The organism is Candidatus Goldiibacteriota bacterium (genome assembly GCA_016937715.1).
Lineage (GTDB): Bacteria > Oederibacteriota > PGYV01 > PGYV01 > PGYV01 > PGYV01.
The window spans coordinates 1-21,279 of record JAFGWA010000107.1 but is presented as its reverse complement, the minus strand read 5'-3'; the positions used below and the strand labels follow the sequence as shown (position 1 = coordinate 21,279).

18 protein-coding genes, 2 tRNA genes and 1 other RNA gene are annotated in these 21,279 nt (G+C 43.3%); 17 read left to right on the top strand and 4 right to left on the bottom strand.

The annotated features are described in order from the left end of the window. Positions 1–62 precede the first annotated feature (62 nt). Genes JXR81_10330 through JXR81_10320 form a run of 3 tightly spaced genes read left to right on the top strand, consistent with a single transcriptional unit; the run spans position 63 to position 3,453 of the window. Positions 63–980 carry an NAD-dependent epimerase/dehydratase family protein gene (locus tag JXR81_10330; protein MBN2755237.1) on the top strand — a complete coding sequence of 306 codons (918 nt, stop codon included), beginning with the start codon at positions 63–65 and terminating at the stop codon, positions 978–980. A 27-nt stretch (positions 981–1,007) separates the two neighbouring features. Continuing rightward, on the top strand, positions 1,008–2,081 hold the full coding sequence (locus JXR81_10325) for an NDP-sugar synthase (protein ID MBN2755236.1): 1,074 nt from the start codon (positions 1,008–1,010) through the stop codon (positions 2,079–2,081). Continuing rightward, positions 2,074–3,453 carry a phosphoglucomutase/phosphomannomutase family protein gene (locus JXR81_10320; protein ID MBN2755235.1) on the top strand — a complete coding sequence of 460 codons (1,380 nt, stop codon included), beginning with the start codon at positions 2,074–2,076 and terminating at the stop codon, positions 3,451–3,453. The genes JXR81_10325 and JXR81_10320 overlap by 8 nt, the downstream gene beginning before the upstream one ends. Before the next feature lie 185 nt (positions 3,454–3,638). Here JXR81_10320 and JXR81_10315 read toward each other — a convergent pair whose 3' ends face one another. The 4 genes from JXR81_10315 to ssrS form a co-directional block, all read right to left on the bottom strand. After that, positions 3,639–5,945: a DUF2723 domain-containing protein gene (locus JXR81_10315; GenBank protein MBN2755234.1), complete on the bottom strand. Its 2,307-nt coding sequence runs from the start codon at positions 5,943–5,945 to the stop codon at positions 3,639–3,641. Beyond that, positions 5,942–6,733, bottom strand: coding sequence for a TIGR00282 family metallophosphoesterase (locus tag JXR81_10310; GenBank protein ID MBN2755233.1), 792 nt, complete (start codon positions 6,731–6,733; stop codon positions 5,942–5,944). Before JXR81_10310 ends, JXR81_10315 begins: the two co-directional genes overlap by 4 nt. A gap of 68 nt (positions 6,734–6,801) precedes the next feature. Continuing rightward, the gene (rny, locus tag JXR81_10305; protein MBN2755232.1) at positions 6,802–8,355 is read right to left on the bottom strand and encodes a ribonuclease Y; all 1,554 of its coding nucleotides are present in this window, start codon (positions 8,353–8,355) and stop codon (positions 6,802–6,804) included. Between the two features lie 257 nt (positions 8,356–8,612). Beyond that, a non-coding RNA gene (gene ssrS / locus JXR81_10300) (6S RNA) lies at positions 8,613–8,790 on the bottom strand. A 234-nt stretch (positions 8,791–9,024) separates the two neighbouring features. Between ssrS and hslV the strand changes: the two genes are divergently transcribed. The 14 genes from hslV to JXR81_10230 all read left to right on the top strand — a co-directional run. Continuing rightward, positions 9,025–9,555: an ATP-dependent protease subunit HslV gene (gene hslV, locus JXR81_10295; protein MBN2755231.1), complete on the top strand. Its 531-nt coding sequence runs from the start codon at positions 9,025–9,027 to the stop codon at positions 9,553–9,555. A gap of 9 nt (positions 9,556–9,564) precedes the next feature. Next, entirely contained in the window at positions 9,565–10,932 is a 1,368-nt protein-coding gene (hslU, locus tag JXR81_10290; protein ID MBN2755230.1) for an ATP-dependent protease ATPase subunit HslU, read from the top strand. A 46-nt stretch (positions 10,933–10,978) separates the two neighbouring features. After that, positions 10,979–11,827, top strand: coding sequence for an acetylglutamate kinase (gene argB, locus JXR81_10285; protein ID MBN2755229.1), 849 nt, complete (start codon positions 10,979–10,981; stop codon positions 11,825–11,827). A 15-nt stretch (positions 11,828–11,842) separates the two neighbouring features. Continuing rightward, complete coding sequence (locus JXR81_10280) at positions 11,843–13,018, top strand: acetylornithine/succinylornithine family transaminase (protein ID MBN2755228.1); 1,176 nt, start codon at positions 11,843–11,845, stop codon at positions 13,016–13,018. Between the two features lie 34 nt (positions 13,019–13,052). Further along, positions 13,053–13,994: an ornithine carbamoyltransferase gene (gene argF / locus JXR81_10275; protein ID MBN2755227.1), complete on the top strand. Its 942-nt coding sequence runs from the start codon at positions 13,053–13,055 to the stop codon at positions 13,992–13,994. 46 nt (positions 13,995–14,040) lie between these two features. Next, entirely contained in the window at positions 14,041–15,258 is a 1,218-nt protein-coding gene (locus JXR81_10270) for an argininosuccinate synthase (protein ID MBN2755226.1), read from the top strand. Between the two features lie 23 nt (positions 15,259–15,281). Beyond that, positions 15,282–16,634: an argininosuccinate lyase gene (gene argH, locus JXR81_10265; protein ID MBN2755225.1), complete on the top strand. Its 1,353-nt coding sequence runs from the start codon at positions 15,282–15,284 to the stop codon at positions 16,632–16,634. Further along, positions 16,635–17,081: a hypothetical protein gene (locus JXR81_10260; GenBank protein ID MBN2755224.1), complete on the top strand. Its 447-nt coding sequence runs from the start codon at positions 16,635–16,637 to the stop codon at positions 17,079–17,081. A gap of 37 nt (positions 17,082–17,118) precedes the next feature. Then, complete coding sequence (locus tag JXR81_10255; GenBank protein ID MBN2755223.1) at positions 17,119–18,711, top strand: carbon starvation protein A; 1,593 nt, start codon at positions 17,119–17,121, stop codon at positions 18,709–18,711. A gap of 39 nt (positions 18,712–18,750) precedes the next feature. Then, positions 18,751–19,473: a nucleoside triphosphate pyrophosphohydrolase gene (gene mazG / locus JXR81_10250; protein MBN2755222.1), complete on the top strand. Its 723-nt coding sequence runs from the start codon at positions 18,751–18,753 to the stop codon at positions 19,471–19,473. Between the two features lie 82 nt (positions 19,474–19,555). Beyond that, positions 19,556–19,647 (top strand) — tRNA-Ser (locus JXR81_10245). A gap of 160 nt (positions 19,648–19,807) precedes the next feature. Then, positions 19,808–19,892 (top strand) — tRNA-Ser (locus JXR81_10240). A gap of 274 nt (positions 19,893–20,166) precedes the next feature. Beyond that, entirely contained in the window at positions 20,167–20,490 is a 324-nt protein-coding gene (locus JXR81_10235) for a hypothetical protein (protein MBN2755221.1), read from the top strand. Beyond that, positions 20,490–21,279 (top strand): hypothetical protein (locus JXR81_10230; protein MBN2755220.1); only part of this gene is annotated, 790 nt, incomplete at its 3' end. The genes JXR81_10235 and JXR81_10230, both read left to right, overlap by 1 nt.

Sequence of the window (21,279 nt, the reverse complement as noted above, 5' to 3'; positions counted from 1 at the left end):
AACATGTTGCGTCTCTATAGCAAAAAATAGTACATATTAAATAAAAAAGTGAGGTATTCAAAATGAACATACTTGTTACGGGCGGGGCGGGATTTATAGGAAGCAATGTCGCGGATGCTTTTAAAAAAGCGGGGCATAAAGTGGTATCTGTGGACAATATGTTTGCGGGAAATATGAGAAACGTAAGTAAAGGGATTAAGTTTTATAAAATGGACATACGCGACAAAAAACTTACCAGTGTCATGAAAAAAGAAAAAATTGACGCCATAAGCCATCATGCGGCGCAGATAAGCGTGCCGGATTCCGTTAAGAACCCGGCGTTTGACGCGGATATAAATGTTATGGGCGTTATCAACATGCTGGAATGCGCGGTAAAGGCGGGCGTGAAAAAAATAATATTTGTGTCCAGCGGCGGTACTGTTTACGGAACGCCTGCCAAACTTCCTGTGGCGGAAACACACCCTTACGCGGCAGAGAGCCCTTACGGTATAAGCAAGGTGGCAGGAGAGCTTTATGTTAAATTTTTTGCCGCACAGCATAAAATGAAATATACCATCGTCCGGTACAGCAACGTTTACGGGCCGCGCCAGGTACCTCACGGCGAAGCCGGTGTTGTGGCAATATTCATTAAAAAGATGATGTCAGGAGCCGCGCCTGTAATATTCGGAGGCGGCAAGTGCGTCAGGGATTATGTATATGTGGGCGATGTTGCGGCAGCTAACGTACTTGCGCTTAAAAAAGGCGATAATAATGAATTTAACATAGGTACAGGCACACCCACAGACGTGAATCAGCTTTATAAGGCTGTTCAGAAAGTGATGAATTTTACCACTCCTGCCGTGCCCGGCCCTTTCAGGGAAGGCGATATTCTGGCAAACGTTCTGGATAACAAAAAAGCAAAGAAAATACTTGGATGGACTCCCGAGGTCAAGCTTATTGACGGCGTAGCAGAAACGTATAAATACTTTAAATCATTATAATATGACCAAACATTCAGCGGAGGCAAAATGAAAGCACTTATTTTAATTGGCGGGGAAGGCACAAGGCTAAGGCCTTTGACATTGAATACCTTAAAATGCATGGTTCCAATCGTGGACAAACATTTTTTTGAACACCAGTTTGGACTGTTGAAAAAACACGGGATAAAAGAGATTATTTTAAGTATATGCCATATGCCGCAAAAAATAAAAAAAATACTGGGGACAGGGGTAAAGTACGGCGTTAAAATAAGATATGCTGTGGAAGAATCCCCGCTTGGGACAGGCGGCGCGATTAAAAACGCTGAAAAATATATGGATGATACCACCATAATATTAAACGGTGATATTTTAACCGATATTGATATTACAAAAATGGCGGCTTTTCATAAAAAGTCCAATGCTTCCGTAACCATAGCGCTGCATAAAGTGGAAGACCCAAGCGCTTACGGGCTTGTGGAAACCGGCAGCGGCAACAAAGTGCTGCGTTTTCTTGAAAAACCAAATGCTGATGAAAGCAGAGGCAACAGCTGGATAAACGCCGGGATTTATATTTTCAATAAAAAGGTGCTTGATTACATTCCGGCCGGAAAGAATTATTCGGTGGAAAGGCAGTTTTACCCGCAGGTGCTTAAAGCCGGGGAAAATGTATGCGCCTATAAAGCCGATTTTTACTGGCTGGATATAGGAAGGCTTGATAAATACGTGCAGGCGAATTTTGATGTCCTTGAAAAAAAATTCACGGATCCGGTAATAAAATACGCTAAAACCCTGAAATGGGAGGTCTTTTTTGGACAAGGGGTAAAAGCCGATAAAAAAGCCTTCTTAAGGGGGCCTGCTTATATAGGTGATAATGCCGTTATTAAAAAATGTTCAATAAACCCGCTTTCAATAATAGGTAATAATTGCGTGTTGGGCGATAATTCTTCGGTTGAAAAAAGTATAATCTGGGAAGATACAGTAATAGAAGAAAATGTGGTCATAAAAAACTCCGTGATAGGAAGAGGCTGTATGATACATTCAAACGCGCACATTGAAGACGCTGTCATAGGGGATAAAACAATAATAACGCATCACAGCAGAATGGGGCGGAAAAATGGCTGAAATAAAATTTGGGACAGACGGCTGGCGCGCGAAAATAGCAGACGCTTTTACTTACGAAAATCTTGGTAAAGTCACGGATGCGTTTGCCCTGTATATACTTAAAGAAGCAAAAAAACCTGTTGTGGCAGTGGGATATGATAACAGGTTTATGTCGGAAAATTACGCGTTTTTTACGGCGCAAAGGCTTGCAGGCTATGGCTTTAAAGTAAAGCTTTTTGATAAGGCAGTTCATACCCCGCTGGTATCCTGGTCTGTGCGTAATTTTAAAATGGACGCGGGTATTATGATTACGTCGTCGCACAACCCTTACACCTATAACGGTTTTAAAATCAAAAACAGGTACGGCGCCGGATTATCCGGAGCCGAGACTGAAAAAGTGGAAAAACTGATAGGCAAACACCCGGCCGCAAAAAAGGGTAATCTTGAAAAAATAAATTACGACGCGCATTATGTTCAGGCGGTAAAAAACCTTATAGATGTTTCCGCCATTAAAAAAAGCGGAATGAAAATTGTATTGGACTGTATGTATGGTTCCGGCGCGGGTTATATGGAAGCCGCCCTTGACGGCTATAAAAAACTGGTTGTCATCAACAATAAAAGGGACCCTCTTTTTGGCGGAATAAATCCGGAGCCCATTAAACAGAACCTTTCAAAACTTTGCGAAACCGTAAAAAAACTTAAAGCGGATATCGGAATTGCCATTGACGGCGACGGGGACAGAATGGCGCTTGTTAATGAGAAAGGCGAATTTATCACGTCGCATAAAGTCCTGGTCTTTATGTTATTGCACCATATAAAAAATAAAAAAATGGATTTTAATTTTGTAAAAACCATATCAGGCACTTTCCTGGTGAACAAACTGGCAAAAGAGTACGGGATAAAACTGACAGAGACGCCTGTGGGATTCAAGTATATAGGCGAAAAAATGATAGAAGACAAAACAGTAATAGGCGGGGAAGAAAGCGGCGGGGTTGGTTTTGGGTATTTTCTGCCGGAGCGCGACGGCATTTTTGGAAATTTGACTATTCTGGAATTTCTTGCCAAAGAAGGCAAACGTATAGGCAGGGTGCTGGCTGAACTTGATAAAAAATACGGGGAGTACAGGTACGACAGGGTGGATGTGACTTTTAACGAGAAAAACAGGAAAACCATCTTTGCCAAAGCTGACGCGTTGGAAAAGAAGGGCAAGATAGCGGGTAAAAAGATAGTATCGGTAAACCGCCTTGACGGTATTAAGTATATTTTGGGAGATAATGAATGGATTCTCTTCCGCTTTTCCGGGACAGAGCCGCTGCTGCGCATCTACTCTGAAGGCCCAACAGATAAAGCCGTGCAGGCAAACCTTAAATTCGGCCTGAAAATAACTAAGTAGTATAAGTTTTTGTTCTTTAAAGTAGAGATGCAATATATAGCGTCTCGGTTTTTAAAATCTTAGACGCATCATGATGTGTCTCTACGTTAAGAGACAGAAAACGTAATTGATAGAAAGTGAATTTTGACTTTATTTGTCATGTATGGTAATCATATGAATTTCAGAAAACGCACTCTTGCGTTAAACTACTTCAAATCCTGCAGCATTTTTATTACGCGTTCCTGGTCCGGGTTTATTTTCAGGGATTTATCAAAATACTCCTTCGCTTTGGCTGTTTGGGACAGCCTTATATAGGTAAGCGCAAGGTTGTTTAATGTGTTGAAATTTGCCGGTTCTTTTTTCAGCGCTGTTTCAAACTGCGGTATGGCTTTATCATAATCTCCGCTCATGGAGTGAATAAGCCCCAGGTGAAAGTTAGAGCGCGCCAGCGCCGGGTTCTTTTCAAGGTCGTTCTGGAAATAGGGGGCGGCCTCTTTAAACTTTTTTTCTTTCATCAGTTTCATGCCGTCATTAAAAAAGGCGTCGCGCGCGCTTTCCATGGCTTTTTTCATGGATTCCTTCATCATCTGTTCTTTTGCCTTGTTTAAAAACATCATCGCGTTAAAATTATTTGGTTCAAGTTTTATAACCTTTTCAAACATCTCTGCCGCTTCCCTGTATTTGCCCATATTTCCATAGATGCTTCCAAGGTTAGACATAAGTTCTGTATTATAAGGCTGTAGTTTAAGGGCCTTTTTTACCAGCTGCTCCGCCACCGGGAAATTAGCAAGGGGAGGGGTGGTTATTATAATTGCCATATTGCCGATAACCGGCACTGCGTCATACCCTGTCTCAAGCGCCCTGCCGGCGGCGTAATTAAAAAGTTCCTCGTTATTTTCAGACAGATACATTTCCGCCAGCCTGTACCAGTATATGCCGGCCACTTCACGTTCTTCAAATTCGTGATATATTTTATCATCATAAAGTATATTTTTAAGCGGCATAAGTTTCCATGGCAGATTGCTTGAATAGGAAAAATCCGGGGTTATTCTGTATGAAAGCCCGTTCAGGCTTTCGTTAAGCACCGGGGCGCCAAGTTTTGTGGTTGAATAGATATCGGTTTTATTCTGTTCAAAAGCTGTAAGGATATTTGTCACCACTTTTAAAGAGCCTGTCTTTACCCGTAAATTGTCAATATCCCTGAATATGGTGTTTACGCTGTCGTACACCGTAATATCCTTATATTTGTTAAGGACAAATTTGGCATAAGTAAGCGGAAATATCTGGTTGTCGCCGTTTGAAAAAAGATTGGCTTTTTTTGGCATGCCCATCAGCAGGTCGCCGGGGTAATTGACAGCCATGAAATTTAAAGAACGGTCATTTTCATGGTAATTTTTTATTATTGCCAGAGGCAGCGCGATTATTAGCGCGGCAGGGAATATTAATGCCTGAAGTTTTAACGAGGGCAGCCTGTCCTTAAGCGTATAAAGCCCGTATGTCCCAAGAAGTAATAATGCGGCGTAAGAAGGGATAAAGTATCTGAAAGCCAGCTGCAGGTCGTGAAAAGCACCGTAAAAAGCCAGAAGCAGTATGTTGGAAAAGAAGATAATTATAAAAAGCCAGAAGTGCTTAAACTTTGATATTCCCGCGGCTATGGTACCTGTAAGAAGAAGCGCCATCCCCGGAATTGAAAATTCCCTTAACAGGGTTTTTCCCGCGTATCCAAGAAATGTGATGTACCCTAAAAGGTCGCGCGTGAACATTTTTCCGCTGTAGTCTTTCTGTGAAAAGTACCCAAAAAAGTCAGCCAGGCGGGTAAAGGTTTTCCAGCTTAAGACGGTGTCTGACAGCCCTCGGATAAAGATGTAAAGATAAACAGAAACGCCCGCGGCCATAAAAAATATTATTGCAGGTATTTTTTTCAGAAAGTTTTTACGTTCGGATATAATTATAGACAGCCATAATAGTGCTGAAAATATAATAAAAGAAAGGTGCAGCCCGGCGCCAAGGCCGGTGATAAAGCCCAGCAAAGCAAGGTATTTAAATCTGCCGTTTTCCATTGAATACTTTAAAAAACTGCCAAGTGCAGCAAGGCAGAAAAAGGCGTTTAAGGAGTATATTCTTGCAATGCCTGACTGTGACCACAGCGTGTATGAAAACATAAAAAGCAGCGCGGCAAAAACCCCCGCCATATATTTTAATTTTTTGTTTTCTTCATTTTTTAAAAGCAAAAGCACGCAGTGGAATAAAAGCACAACAGATGCCGCGGCAAAGACAGCTGACATAATGTTCATTCTGAACGCGGGATTGGCAATTGGCATGTATAAAAACAGTTTTGATAAAAGTATGTATAAGGGGAATCCGGTGGGGTGAGGGATGCCAAGGGTGTACGCCATTGCTATTAACTCTCCGCTGTCGCCAAAGTACACGCCGGGGCACAGAGTCTTAAGGTAAAGGAAAAAAGACGATAAAAACAGAAGCATCGGAATTACTGATGCGGCAATAGCGTTCATTTTTTTATATTAATCCTTTCTATTAAAGTTGTTTTTCCGTTGGTTTCGTCTATTGAAAGAAATACGCCGTTAAAGTGCACGTCTGTTTCGGATATTTCAAATCTGGCAGGCATGCCCGTCAGGAATTTTTCTATTATGATTTCTTTTTTAACGCCTATTACCGAATCCATAGAGCCCGTCATTCCGGCATCCGTGATAAAACCGGTGCCGTAGCTTAGTATTCTTTCATCGGCGGTCTGTACGTGCGTGTGTGTGCCAAGGACGGCTGAAACCCTGCCGTCCAGAAAGAATGCCAGCGCCTGTTTTTCCGAAGTGGCTTCGGCATGAATATCTATTATTGCAATACGTGTGTCCTTTTTTACTTCGGCTAACGCTTTTTCCGCGGCCCTAAAAGGGCAGTCTGACGGCTGCATGTAAACGCGCCCAATCATGGATATAACGCCTATTTTTACGTTCTTATTATTTCTTTTACATTCATAAACTCCGCAGCCAATACCGGGATTTCCGGGGGCAAGGTTGTAAGGCCTTAAAAGGGCGGGTTCCATATCCATTAAAGGGATAATGTCGCGTTTGTCCCAGATGTGGTTGCCGGTGGTTATAACGTCAATTCCCATTGCCATAAGTTTTTTGAATACGTCGGGGGTGATGCCGAATCCGGCGGCGGAATTTTCGCCGTTGGCAATTACAAAATCAATCTGCTTTTCTTTTATCAGGCCCGGAAGAAGCTGTTCTACAGCATCCCTGCCCGGCCTTCCGTTGATGTCTCCGATGAACAGAACATTTACCATTTGAAGTACCTCTTGCTTTTTATGCACCGGTGCCGTTTTTATGCGGCACCGGTGCGGTGATTAATATTTTACTTTGCGTATTCTACGGCCCTTACTTCGCGGATTACAGTTACCTTAATCTGTCCGGGGTATTCAAGTTCTTCTTCTATCTTTTTGGCTATTTCTTTGGAAAGCATGAATGACCTGTTATCGTCAATTTTATCCGCTTCCACCATTATTCTTATTTCGCGGCCTGCCTGTATGGCAAACGTTCTCTGAACGCCTTCAAATGCGGATGCTATTTTTTCAAGGTTCTCAAGGCGTTTCACGTAATTTTCCAGTGTCTCGCGCCTTGCTCCCGGCCTTGCGGCGGATATTCCGTCAGCTGCCTGTACAAGCACGGCTTCAATTGTTTTTGGTTCAATGTCATTATGGTGGGCTGCTATCGCGTGAAGTACGGCTTCTGATTCGCCGTATTTTCTTGCGGCATCAACGCCAAGCGCGACGTGGCTGCCCTGTATTTCATGGTCAATCGCTTTGCCGATATCATGAAGCAGCGCGGCGCGCCTTGAAAGGGTGGGGTCAATTCCAAGTTCTGACGCAAGTATGGAAGTGATATAAGCCATTTCCACGGAGTGTTTTAAAACGTTCTGGCCATAGCTTGTCCTGTACTGAAGTTTTCCAAGAAGTTTGATAATTTCCGGGTGTATGTTTGGAATTCCAACGTCCATAGCCGCCTGTTCGCCGATTTCTTTAAGGCGCTGGTCCATTTCAAGTTTTGTTTTTTCAACAACTTCTTCAATTCTTCCCGGGTGTATCCTGCCGTCCTGGATAAGTTTCTGAAGGGCAAGTTTTGCAATCTCTCTTCTTACCGGGTCAAACGCTGAAATTGTAACAGCCTCGGGAGTATCATCAATGATAAAGTCAACGCCTGTGGCTGTTTCAAGGGTTTTAATGTTTCTTCCTTCGCGGCCTATGATACGGCCTTTCATGTCATCGCTTGGAAGGGGAACAACAGACACGCTGATTTCCGAAGTATGGTCAGCGGCGATGCGCTGTACGGCGATTGATACGATGTCGCGGGCTTTCTTTTCCGCTGTTTCTTTTGTCTCTTCCTCAAGGCGCCTTAACATTAAAAGCGATTCCTGTTTGGCGGCGTCCATCATGGAACGGATAAGTTCCTGTTTGGCGGATTCCGCGGATAAGCCGGAGATGTTTTCAAGTTTCTTGCGCTGTTCGCCGATTACGGCATCAAGTTCCTGGTCGCGGGTTGAAAGTTTCTTTTCCAGGTCGGTTAAAGATTTTTCTTTGGTGGAAAGGTCTTTTTCTTTTTTGTCAATTATTTCCATTTTCTTGTCCAGATTTTCTTCCCTCTGGCGGACCTTTTTTTCCACGTTGGCTATTTCTGTTTTTGTTTCGCGTGTTTTCGCGTCAAAGTCAGCCTGCGCCTTTAAAATGGTGTCTTTGGATTCAAGTTCCGCTTCTTTCTTAATGGAACCCGCTTCTTTCTTGGCCCCTTCCACTATCTGTTCAGCATACTTTTTTGCGCTGGAAATCTGGCCTTCCGCGAAAATTTTTCGTCCGAAAAAACCTGCTGCCACGCCCACGATAAGGGCGAGTATTGCCACAATTAAATACTCCATTTCCTAAACCTCCTCCAAAAATTGTCCAATGTTTGTTTTAATCCTTAATAATATAAGGATTCCGTTTTTTGCGCGGAGGAGAAAAAAGAGTTTTTTTGGAGAGAAAAATTGCGTGAAAAAAATATTAAATGGTTCTTGCCTTTTTATTATATAAAAAGGGAAGGACGCCACCGATAACCGGTAATGTATTATTACCTATATTTTCGGATTTTTTAATATATTTTATCAACATTAATCTTTTCTCTCCGCCGCACAAAATTAACCCCGCCAATCGCCGTGAGAAGCCGGATTTTGGGCCCTGTCAACAGGTGGGTGCCAACATCCGCGCTTCCGGCTTCCCCTTGCGGGGCGTGCACTTGGCGCAAATAAAAGGCTCCCTAGTTTAAAGGCGTTGGACCAAAATTAATGACCTCTACACGAACGCAGCAGGGTATATTTAACAAGTCAATACTGTCTCAAAAAGCAACGTCTACCGTGTGGATAATAATAACAATTATGACGGGATTAGTCAATTGAAAAAGTTTGGTCCGTCCCGCTGTGTTTTTGGGTAAAATCAGCCCCTATATTATAAGGAAAAGGTATCAGAGGACGGGTTAAAGCCATTGAAATTTAATCATTCATTATGATATACTTATACTCTAAATTTCCCTTATTATATTGGAGGAAAATATGTTTCACGCGACAACGATACTTTGTGTCAGGAAAAACGGAAAGACAGTCATAGGCGGCGACGGGCAGGTGACAATGGGCAATACTATAATGAAGCAGACCGCCAAAAAAGTCCGCACCATTGAAGGAAAGAATAAAATAATCGCGGGTTTTGCGGGTTCGGTAGCGGACGCGTTCACCCTTTTTGACAGGTTTGAAGCCAAATTAAAGGAACACAACTGGCTGCTTCAAAGGGCGGCCGTGGAACTTGCCAAGGACTGGCGCACGGATAAGATGTTAAAGCAGCTTGACGCGCTTTTAATTGTGGCAGACAGCGAAAAGACATACGTGGTTTCCGGCAACGGCGAAGTTATTGAACCGGAAGACGGAATTACCGCAATAGGCTCCGGCGGCACTTACGCGCTTGCCGCGGCGCGCGCTTTAAGCAGGTTTACGGATAAGTCCGCGCGTGAAATTGTGGCGGAATCAATGAAAATTGCTTCGGAAATATGTATTTACACAAATGAAAATATCACAATCGAAGAACTATAGGGGCATAAGATGGCAAAAGAATTTACACCAAAAGAGATAGTTGAACAGCTTGATAAATTTATCATAGGGCAGGACAACGCGAAAAAAGCCGTAGCGGTCGCGCTGCGCAACAGAATAAGGCGCCAGAAGCTTCCGGCAGATATGCAGGAAGAAGTGACGCCGAAGAACATTCTGATGATAGGGCCCACCGGCGTAGGTAAAACAGAAATAGCGCGCAGGCTTGCAAAACTTGTGCGCGCGCCTTTTATAAAAGTGGAAGCTTCAAAGTTTACCGAAGTGGGTTATGTGGGCCGTGACGTGGAATCAATTGTAAAGGATATTATGCAGGCCGGTGTTAATATGGTGCGCGACGACCATATGGCCATGGTGAAAGTAAAAGCGGAAGGGCTTGTGGAAGACAGGCTGCTGGACCTTTTAGTGCCGCCGGTAAGGCAGCAGAAAAAATCAATGATGACCGAAGAGGAAATAGAGCAGCAGAAGCAGGAAACCGAAAGGTTTAAGGACACAAGGGAAAAATTCAGGCAGCAGTTAAAACGCGGCGAGATGGAAGACAAATACGTTGAAATTAATACAAGGCCCAGGCAGGCGCCCATGTTTGAAATAATGTCGGGGCAGTCAATGGAAGATATTGGAATGGGGCTTCAGGACATGATGGAAAATCTGGGCGGCACCAAGGTTAAAAAGAAAAAAGTAACTATACGGGAAGCCAGGGCGATTATACTGGAAGAAGAAACCGCGAAGCTTGTGGATATGGACAAGGTGACAAAAGAGGCCCTTGAACTTGTGCAGGGAAACGGCATTGTATTCATTGATGAACTTGATAAGATTGCAAGCAGTAATGCGCATGGCAGTATTGACGTATCGCGCGAAGGCGTGCAGCGCGATATTCTTCCGATAGTGGAAGGTACGACTGTCATGACAAAATACGGCACGGTAAGGACAGACCACATACTGTTTATAGCGGCGGGCGCGTTTCATGTTTCCAAACCGTCGGATTTAATACCGGAACTGCAGGGCAGGTTTCCGATAAGGGTGGAACTTAGCAGCCTGACACAGAACGATTTTGAACGTATATTAAAAGAACCGGAAAATTCGCTTATAAAACAGTATTCGGCGCTTCTTGAAACGGATGACGTAAAACTTGATTTTGACGGCGGCTCAATAACGGCTTTGGCACAGCTTGCGTTTGAAGTAAATGAGACCACGGAAAATATAGGCGCAAGAAGGCTGCATACCATAATAGAAAAGGTGCTGGAAGACGTGCTTTTTGACGCGCCTTACGGTAAAAAAGAAAAACGCCTTGTCACAAAGGAATGGGTGGAAGGCAAACTGAAAGATATGGTAAAGGACAGGGATTTAAGCAAATACATTCTTTAAAGCAGAGGCTTGGAAGGACAGAACGTAAGATAACAAGGAGCAAAAAATGGTGAATGCGATTGAAAAGGCACGTGTTCTTACAGAGGCGCTTCCGTATATTAAAAAATTCACGGGCGCGACGTTTGTCATAAAATATGGCGGCAGCGCCATGGCGGAAGAAAAGTTCAGGAATTTTTTCATGGAAGATATAGCCCTTCTTAATTACGTCGGCGTGCGTACGGTTTTGGTACACGGCGGCGGCGATGACATTTCCGCTATGGCAAAAAGGCTGGGGAAAGAAGCCGTTTTTGTCCAGGGGCACAGGGTAACGGATAAAGAGATGCTTGATATCGCGTCCATGGTGCTGATTGGAAAAGTAAATAAGGATATTGTCCGCAGTTTAAACCTTCACAACCTTAATGCTATCGGGTTATCCGGTAAGGACGGCAACCTGCTTATAGCAAAGAAAAAAAAGGAAGGCAAAGTGGATATTGGTTTTGTGGGCGAAGTGACAAAGGTAAACACCGGGCTGTTGGACACGCTTGAAGAAAAAGGGTACCTGCCTGTAATAGCGCCCATCGGCACAGACGCGCAGGGCAACGGCTATAATATAAACGCCGACCTGGCGGCGGCTGAAGTGGCAAAAGCGCTTAAAGCGGATAAACTTATTTATATTACGGACACTGACGGCGTGAAATTACACGGCAAATATGTGGCCACGCTTCATGTCAGCGATATCGCGAAGAATATTAAAAATAAACAGATAACAGGCGGTATGATTCCCAAACTTAACTCCGCGAAAGAAACAGTAGCCGCGGGCGTAAAGAAAGTGCACATTATAAACGGGACAAAAGAGCATTCTATGCTGCTTGAAATATTTACAAAGGAGGGAACAGGCACGGAAATAGTGAAATAACCGCCTGATATAATCATGAATAACAAATTAAAAGCTGATGATAAAAAATACATAGGAAATACTTTCAAACGTTACGACGCGGTTTTTGCAAAGGGAAAAGGCGCCGAAATAACAGACACGGCCGGGAAAAAGTACATTGACCTTCTGGCGGGTGTCGCGGTAAACCTTCTTGGCTATAATAATCCCGCGGTGAACGCCGCCATGACGGCGCAGATAAAAAAATACACGCATACTTCCAACTGGTTTTACAGTGAAAATCAGATTAAACTGGCGGAATTGCTTGTGAAAAATTCTTTTGGCAGTAAGGTTTTTTATGTAAACTCCGGCGCGGAAGCGACCGAAGTGGCAATTAAGATAGCCCGCAAGTGGGGCATACTGCATAAAAATGGCGCGTATAAAGTGATAACAATGCGCAATAGTTTTCACGGCAGGACTATTGCAGCTCTTACGGCGACAGCGCAGGAGAAATTTCACAAATATTTAAAGCCGCTTCCCGAAGGGTTTATGTACGCGGACTTTAATAATATTGCATCGGTGGAAAAACTTATAGATGACAAGACCGCCGCAGTTCTGGTGGAACCCATTCAGGCGGAAGGCGGCGTGCTGCTGCCGGATAAAAATTATTTTAAAGAATTAAAAGCGCTGTGCGATAAAAAGAATGTCCTTTTAATCGCGGATGAAGTGCAGACAGGGCTTGGCCGCACGGGAAAACTTTTCGCGTATCAGAACTTTGGTTTTGAACCCGACATGATGACACTTGGAAAAGGTTTGGGCGGCGGGCTTCCGCTTTCAGCTGTTGTAATTTCCAAAAAACTTGAAGATGTTTACACGGTGGGCGACCACGGCACCACAATGGGCGGAAATCCCGTGGCGTGCGCGGCAGGCTATGCGGTATTGAAACAGATAAACACAAAGACAATGCTGAAAATGGCGCTGATAAAAGGCAATAAGCTGATGAAAGATTTGAAGCAGCTGAATAATTCCGTAATTAAGGATGTAAGGGGAATCGGGCTTATTATCGGAGTGGAATTAAAAAGCGATACCGCCTCTGACGCGGCGGCAAAAGCGCTGAAGAACGGCGTTATAATTAACGCGTGTAAGCCGAATGTGTTAAGGCTTGTGCCTCCTTTGATAATAACAAAGAAACAGATGGACAAGGCTGTAAAAGCAATTGATAAGGCGCTTTGCTGATAAAGCGTTTTTAAGAAAAAAAACGGAGGCTGTAATGATTAACAAACTTTCAAAAAAAGACCTGCTGACGCTGGATGAATACACAAAAGACGAAATTTCTCTTATACTTTCCGTATCAGAAAATATAAGGGAAAAACAGAAAAACGGCGAGATGTTTGTGCCCCTTCTTGGAAAAGCGCTGGGAATGATTTTCAGGAAAAGTTCCACGCGTACAAGGGTATCTTTTGAAATCGGAATGTTTCAGCTTGGCGGCGCGGCGCTGTACTTAAGCCCCAGCGAACTGCAGCTTGGACGGGGCGAAACAGTGGCGGACACCGCAAGGGTTTTATCCCGCTATCTGGACGGCATAATGATAAGGACGTATGACCACAGAGAAGTGGAAGAACTTGCGGCAAACGCTACCATACCGGTTATAAACGGCCTTACTGACTTTACGCATCCCTGCCAGATACTGGCGGACATACTTACCATAAAAGATAAGAAGAAAGTATTAAAGGGAATTACAGTCGCGTACGTGGGCGATGCCAATAACGTGTGCAATTCATGGATGTTTGGAGCGCCAAAGGCGGATTTGAATTTAAGGGTGGCGTCGCCAAAAGGGTACGAACCGGACCCGGCAGTGTTTGCCAGGGCAAAAAAATCCGCGGCAGATAACGGGACAGATCTTATATTTACAAATGACCCGCGCGCGGCTGTTGAAAACGCGGACGTAATTTACACTGATGTCTGGGCAAGCATGGGGCAGGAAGAGGAATCGGAAAAAAGAAAAAAAGATTTTACGGGTTTTCAGATAAATTCCGAACTGTTAAGGCTTGCAAAAAAAGACGCCATTGTAATGCACTGCCTGCCCGCGCACAGGGGTGAAGAAATATCGGCAGAGGTGATAGACGGGCCGCAGTCAGTGGTTTTTGATGAAGCGGAAAACAGGCTGCATGTTCAGAAGGGCGTGATGGCGCTTTTAATGGGAAATAAATAAAACCGCCAAAACGGCGGATTATAAAATAAAAAGCGAGGAAAAGAAAATGGCTAAGAAAGTAAATAAAGTGGTTCTTGCGTATTCGGGCGGGCTTGACACATCTGTAATCGTGCCGTGGTTAAAAGAAACTTACGGCTGTAAAGTAATAGCGTGCGTGGTGGACGTGGGCCAGAAGGATGATTTTAAAGCCACGGAAAAAAAGGCCATAGCCAGCGGCGCGGATAAAGTGTACGTGCTTGATAAAAAAGAAGAATTCATGAAAGAATATGTTTTCCCGATGATAAAGTCAGGCGGAGTTTATGAAGGAAAGTATCTGTTGGGCACATCCATTGCCAGGCCGATAATCGCCAAGGCTCAGGTGGAAATAGCGTTAAAAGAAGGGGCGGACGCTGTATCGCACGGCGCCACAGGCAAGGGAAATGACCAGGTGCGTTTTGAGCTTACGTATAAAGCGCTTGCTCCGCAGTTAAAGATAATAGCCGCGTGGAAAGATGATAACTGGACAATACGTTCAAGGTCAGAGGCCATTGATTACGCCAAAGCGCACGGAGTACCTGTGCCTGTTACAAAAAAGAAACCATATTCGGAAGATGATAATTTATGGCACATTTCGCACGAAGGCGGAATACTTGAAGACCCGGCTAAAGAGTGCCCTGAAGAAGTGTTAAGCAGAATAGCCACGATTAAAAAAGCGGCAGAGACGCCGCAGTATGTCACAATTAATTTTGTAAAGGGAATACCTGTAGGAATTAACGGAAAGAAAATGGAACCTGTAGCGCTTATCACAAAATTAAATGAACTTGGCGGAAAGCACGGCATAGGGTTTGTGGACATGGTTGAAAACAGGCTTGTAGGTATTAAATCAAGGGGAGTATACGAAACACCCGGCGGCACGCTTTTATTTGCCGCGCATAAAGAGCTGGAAGAAATTACAATGGACAGGGATACCGCGCATTATAAACAGCAGCTGGAGCTGAAGTTTACGGAACTGATATATAACGGCATGTGGTTCGCGCCGTTAAGGGAAGCCATTTCCGCGTTTATTGACAAGACACAGGAAACAGTAACCGGAGACGTAAAACTTAAGCTTTATAAAGGGCACGTAATACCCGCGGGCAAGACGTCGCCTAACAGCCTGTATTCAATGGCCTACGCGACATTTGAGGAAGATGAAGTGTATTCACAGAAGGACGCGACAGGATTTATCAACCTTTTTGGACTTCAGCTTAAGATTTTTAATCAGGTAAACAGGAAGAAAAAATAAACATATTTTTACAAAGGTGAAAAATGGCGAAGACATGGCAGGGCAGGTTTAAAAAACAGATAGATCCGGAAGCGGACAAATTTAACGCGTCGGTGTCATTTGATAAAAGGCTTTTTAAGCATGACGTGGCCGCGGGCATAGCGCACGCGGGCGCACTTTCACGCGCGGGTATAATTACCGGCGCGGAGGAAAAAAAGATAACGTCAGGGCTGAAAAAAGTGCTTGCCATGGAGAGCCGCATAGATTTTTCCAAATATGAAGACGTGCATTCCGCGGTAGAAATGGAATTAACCGCCCTTATCGGCGACGCGGGCAAAAAACTTCACACCGGACGCAGCAGGAATGATCTTGTAGCCACGGATACCCGCCTGTATGTAATAGAAGACAGCGCGTTTATAGAAAAAGAATTAAAGCTGTTATTAAAGTCTTTGTTAAAGCTGGCAAAGAAGAACACAAATAATTTTATAAAAGGCTATACGCACATGCAGCAGGCGCAGTATGTTTCTGCCGCACACTGGGCAATGGCGTATTTTGAAATGTTCAAACGCGACCTTACACTCCTTAATACTTTCAGGGAGAGGGTGTCGGTAATGCCGCTTGGTTCCGGCGCGATAGCGGGAAGCAATTTTGCCATTGACCGCGCGTACGCCGCAAAGGCGCTTGGTTTTAAAAATATTTCCGCCAACAGCATGGACGGTGTTTCTGACAGGGACTTTGCCGCGGATTTCTGCTATTTTTCCTCGCTGGCATCTGTTCATCTTTCACGTATGGCGGAAGAGATAATTATGTACGCGACGACGGAATTCAACCTTATTGAAATAGACGATTCGTTTGCCACAGGCAGCAGCCTTATGCCGCAGAAAAAGAACCCTGACATTGCGGAACTTTTAAGGGGCAAGTCAGCGGGGTTCATGGGTAATTTATTATCCATGCTGGCCATGATGAAGGGGCTTCCGCTTACATACAATAAAGATATGCAGGAAGATAAAGCAACACTTTTCAGGTCACTGGATGAAATAAAGTCATGCCTGCACATAGCTGCAAGGCTTATTGATAACATAGCGTTTAAAAAAGATAATAATGAAAACACGTTTATGTATTCGGTGGATGTGGCGGATTACCTTGTGGAAAAAGGCGTGCCTTTCCGTGACGCGCATGAAATCACGGGAAAACTTGTAGGTTACTGCGTGGAAAAAGAAAAGCAGTTTACGCAGCTTTCAAAGGCGGAACTGTCGGACATATCGCCAAAACTTAACGCGGAAATGATAGCGTCATTAAGCCCGGGAAAATCAGTGAATATGAAAAAAACGGCCGGGTCGCCTTCTGTTAAAAGCGTATTAAAACAGATAGCGGACGCGGAAAGGTTTCTTAAATAAATGAAGGCATCACAGCACGCCATTGTGGCGGTACCCACAAGCATCAGTTTATGGGTGTTGACGGGCTATAACGTATGGTATTTATTAATGTCGCTTTTTCTTGGTTTTCTTATTGATGTGGACCATGTCTGGGACTATGTCAGGGAAGAAAGAAAATTTGATTTTAAGCACATGTTTATTAAATCATATACAGGGGATTTTAAAAAACTGCATATTGTATTCCACTGCCTGGAATTCGTACCTATTGTCTGGATAGCAGGCCTTATAATAGGGGGCGAAGCGGTAACGTTTGCGGCTGTGTTTACAATAGCGTATCTTTCACACATGATACCGGATTTGCTGTCAAACAACGTCCACCCGCTTGGGTATTTTTTCATTTTCAGGGCGATAAAGAAATTTGAAATGCGTGAAATATTCCACCAGGAAGACACCTGGGCCAAAAAATAATAGAAAGATTCTATCAATTATTACGGAGGGATGATTAATGGGCCTTTTACTTATGCTTATTGCCGCGGCTTTGTTTATAACCGCCTACCATACTTATGGCAGGTGGATAGCGCGCAAATTTAAAATTGATTACACAAAAAAAACCCCCGCGCACGAACACCGTGACGGCGTGGATTTTGAACCCGCAAAAAGATACGTGCTTTTAGGCCACCACTTTGCGTCAATTGCGGGCGTGGGGCCCATTGTGGGTCCGATAGCCGGCGCTATGTTCGGCTGGCTGCCGGTTTTTTTATGGATAATACTGGGAAATATTTTTATGGGGGCGGTTCATGATTTCGCGTCGCTTGTCGTATCGGTAAGAAACGGCGGCAAATCCATTGGCGGGCTTATGGAAGAGTATCTTGGCAAAGCCGGAAAAAGGGTTTTTCTTGTCTTTACATGGCTTGCGCTTGTTCTTATAATCGCGGTTTTTACAATTGTCGTGGCTAATACCTTTACCGCTTATCCGCAGGTGGCAACAGCTTCAGGCGCTTTTATGTTAATTGCTGTTTTATTCGGTTACGCCGTATATGTTAAGAAAACTCCGGTTTTTATATCAACAGTAATCGGAGTGGTGCTTCTTCTTGGCGCAATAGCTTTTGGCGGGATCTTCCCGGTAAAATTCACTTACACTGTCTGGGTAATAATATTATTCGCGTATATCTTTATTGCCTCTGTAACACCCGTATGGATTCTTCTGCAGCCAAGGGATTATCTGAACTCGTTTCTTCTTTATATGATAATAATTGCCGGGTTTATCGGCGTAATAGTATACAGGCCGGAAATATCACTGCCTGCGTTTACCGGATTCAATGTTAAAAATGTCGGGTATATGTTCCCGATACTTTTTGTAACTGTTGCCTGCGGCGCTATTTCAGGTTTTCATTCAATTGTGGCGTCGGGTACGGTATCCAAACAGCTTGATTCAAAAAAAGACATGCAGTTTGTGGGATACGGCGGAATGCTGCTTGAAGGCATGCTTGCGGTAATCGCGCTTATCACCGCGGCTATGCTGACACAGCAGAACTATATGCTGTCTTTATCGGTGGGCAAGCCCGAAGAGATATTTATAAAAGGAATAGCCGCTTTTACCGTGAAAATGGGTCTGCCGTTTGAAGCAGGGGTTTCTTTCTGCGCCCTTGTTATAAGCGCGTTCGCGCTTACCACACTTGATACGGCGGCAAGGCTTGGCAGGTACACTTTTCAGGAACTTTTTGAAGTTAAAAAGACCAATAACCCTGTACTTGGAAATATGTATGTGGCGACAATAATAACAGTGGGAGTTGCCGCGCTGTTTGCTTTTAACAAAAGCGGTACTATGGCAATATGGCCAGTGTTTGGCTCCGCCAATCAGCTTTTGGCATGCCTTGCGCTTCTGGCTGTTACCGCTTATTTTGCCAAAAGAAAAGAAAATAACCTGTTTGTAAAGATACCGGCTGTATTTATGTTTCTGGTTACAATATCGGCGATTGCTTTTCTTATGGCAAAGAACTTTACGGCAAAAAATTACCCTCTTGCCGTATTATCGTTCCTGCTGCTTGCAACCGCTGTTTATGTGGTAAAACTTGCAAGGGATAAAAAGGTGATATAGTTGGCAAAAAAAACAGAATTTGAAAAACTTACAGGTATAATGCGTGAACTGCGCTCACCCAAGGGGTGCCCCTGGGATAAAAAGCAGACGCATAAATCACTTCTTCCGTATGTTATAGAAGAAGCGTATGAAGTCATAGATTCCGTTAATAAGAAAAATGACAACGAGCTTAAAGAAGAACTGGGTGATTTGCTGCTGCAGGTGGTTTTTCACGCGCAGATAGCAAAAGACAGAAAAAAGTTTGATATTGATGACGTAATAAAAGGCATAAATCACAAACTTATATCAAGGCATCCGCACGTGTTTGGCAATAAAAAGGGAATAAATACCGGAAAACAGGTCAAGGATTTCTGGGAAGCACAAAAGAAGAAGACAAAAAAACGCAAATCAGTGCTGGAAGGCGTGCCAAAAGGAATGCCCGCGCTTCTGCGCAGCAGAAGGCTGATAAGCAAAGCTGTGACAACCGGATTTAAATGGAAAGACGCGCAAAGCGTTTTTAAAAAAGTGGAAGAAGAAGCAGGGGAAGTTAAAAAAGAGATAGTGTCAAAGAACAAAAAACTGCTCACGGAAGAGCTTGGCGACCTTATGTTTGTAACCGCGGCGCTTGCGTATTACAGCGGAATAAACCCGGAAGAAGCGCTTCACAGGGCAAATGATAAGTTTATAAAAAGGTTCGGTAAAATAGAGGGCAAGCTGCACAGGCAAATAACGGAAAAAGAGATGCTTAAGTTATGGAATACCACAAAGAAAATTAAAAAATAGTGTTTTTTTTAAATGTAGGGCTGTTGATTTTGTTGACTTTTATTCCATAATTGTGTAACTTGTTAACTTAGCGTTATAAAGTGGAAAGGTGGCCGAGTGGCCGATGGCAGCTGACTGCTAATCAGTTGGTCCGGGTAACCGGGCCCGGGGGTTCGAATCCCCCCCTTTCCGCCATTAGAATAAAATTAAGGAAGGGTCGGTACCTTCGGCCTTTTTAAATGATAGAATGATTAAAGGTAGAAGGCACTATGGCCTTTCCGCCATAAAATTATGTTCTTGTAGGGACAGCGCTCCTGCGCTGTCCGGGTTTTAAAAGATTACACAGCCGGTATTCGGAGGACTAGTCTAATGGTAAGGCATCTGACTTGAAATCAGACGGGTGAAAGCCCTTGGGGGTTCGAGTCCCTCGTCCTCCGCCATATAAATAAAAAGCCCTTGGAGAAATCCAAGGGCTTTTTATTTATATGCGATGTAGGGACTCGAAGAGAAATTTCGCGCTGACTAAATGTCAGAAAAGCGAAACAGCGTCAGCGGAATTTCAGCGGGCCTGCGCAGCAAATTTTAGGAAAAATTTGCGTAGTAGGCGAGTCCCTCGTCCTCCGCCCAAAGGTCAACGAGCTACTATTGACAAGCGCTATCTGCAGCGTATAATCTTAAAAAAAGAAGTTTAGACTATATACTAGGTGGTAATTTTTGAACAGTCAGGAAGAACGGACATTAATTTCGTCATTAGTTGTAATATTTATAATGGCACTATGCATAAATCCTGTGATAGGGATACTTTTTGGAATAGGTTTTCTGTTGGTATATTATGCAATTATGAGAACAAAAGAAAAAATCGATAAAACAAATGCTGTGAAAAAAGAAAAAGATTTTTATATGGATGCTGCTGCTGAAATTAACGATGAAATTAACGAAGAAGAGCTTGGTATAATTAATGATGCATATATTTTGCTTGAAGAAAAAGAACGGACGCTCTTATCTATGCTGAAAAATAAAGCGAAGGAGTCTAAATAGTGAGCGATGAAGATGAAATATTAGATAAGAAAAATTGGATCATTAATAGGATGAAGACTATAGAAGGTCTTAAATCTAATTTGGAACGTCTTGCCGAAAGTTCAAAAAAAAATCTTGAAATGATGGAATCCATAGTATCAGAACAAACTAAAGGACTGCCCACTTTAGCTGGTGCGTTTGGGCAATTTTATGAATTGATTGATCTGAGAGCTGCGGATGAATTGATGAATAAAAAACATCCAGCTATTAGTTCGTCTATTAAAATTAAAACTATAGCGGCAGAGAAAAGGCTTTTGGTTAAACAACTCAAAGAAACTAGAAATTTGATTAAATATTATGAAACGCTTTTTCCGTGGTTAACGGAATATATAGGTATAGATGTAGATGAATTAATACTAAGTATTAATGAAATAAGTAATAATGAAGATGGTAATGAGGACCCCGTGCTTCAGTACATGCCGGCGGCAGAATATAAAAAATTACCTCCTGTAGAAAGAAATCAAAAAGCTTTAGACAGGTATTGGACTAAAAGAAAAACACCATGGGAAATAGGCAGAGATTATGAAAGGTATGTTGGATATTGTTATATTATGGATGGTTATGATGTTACTTTTCATGGTATTGAAGAAGGCTTTGCAGATTTAGGTAGAGATTTAATTGCGATTAATAAGAAAAATACAAAAATTATTCAATGTAAGAATTGGGCACATCACAAAACCATTCACGAAAATCATATTGCACAATTATTTGGAACCACATTAAAGTATTGGATAGAAACAAATCCTGATT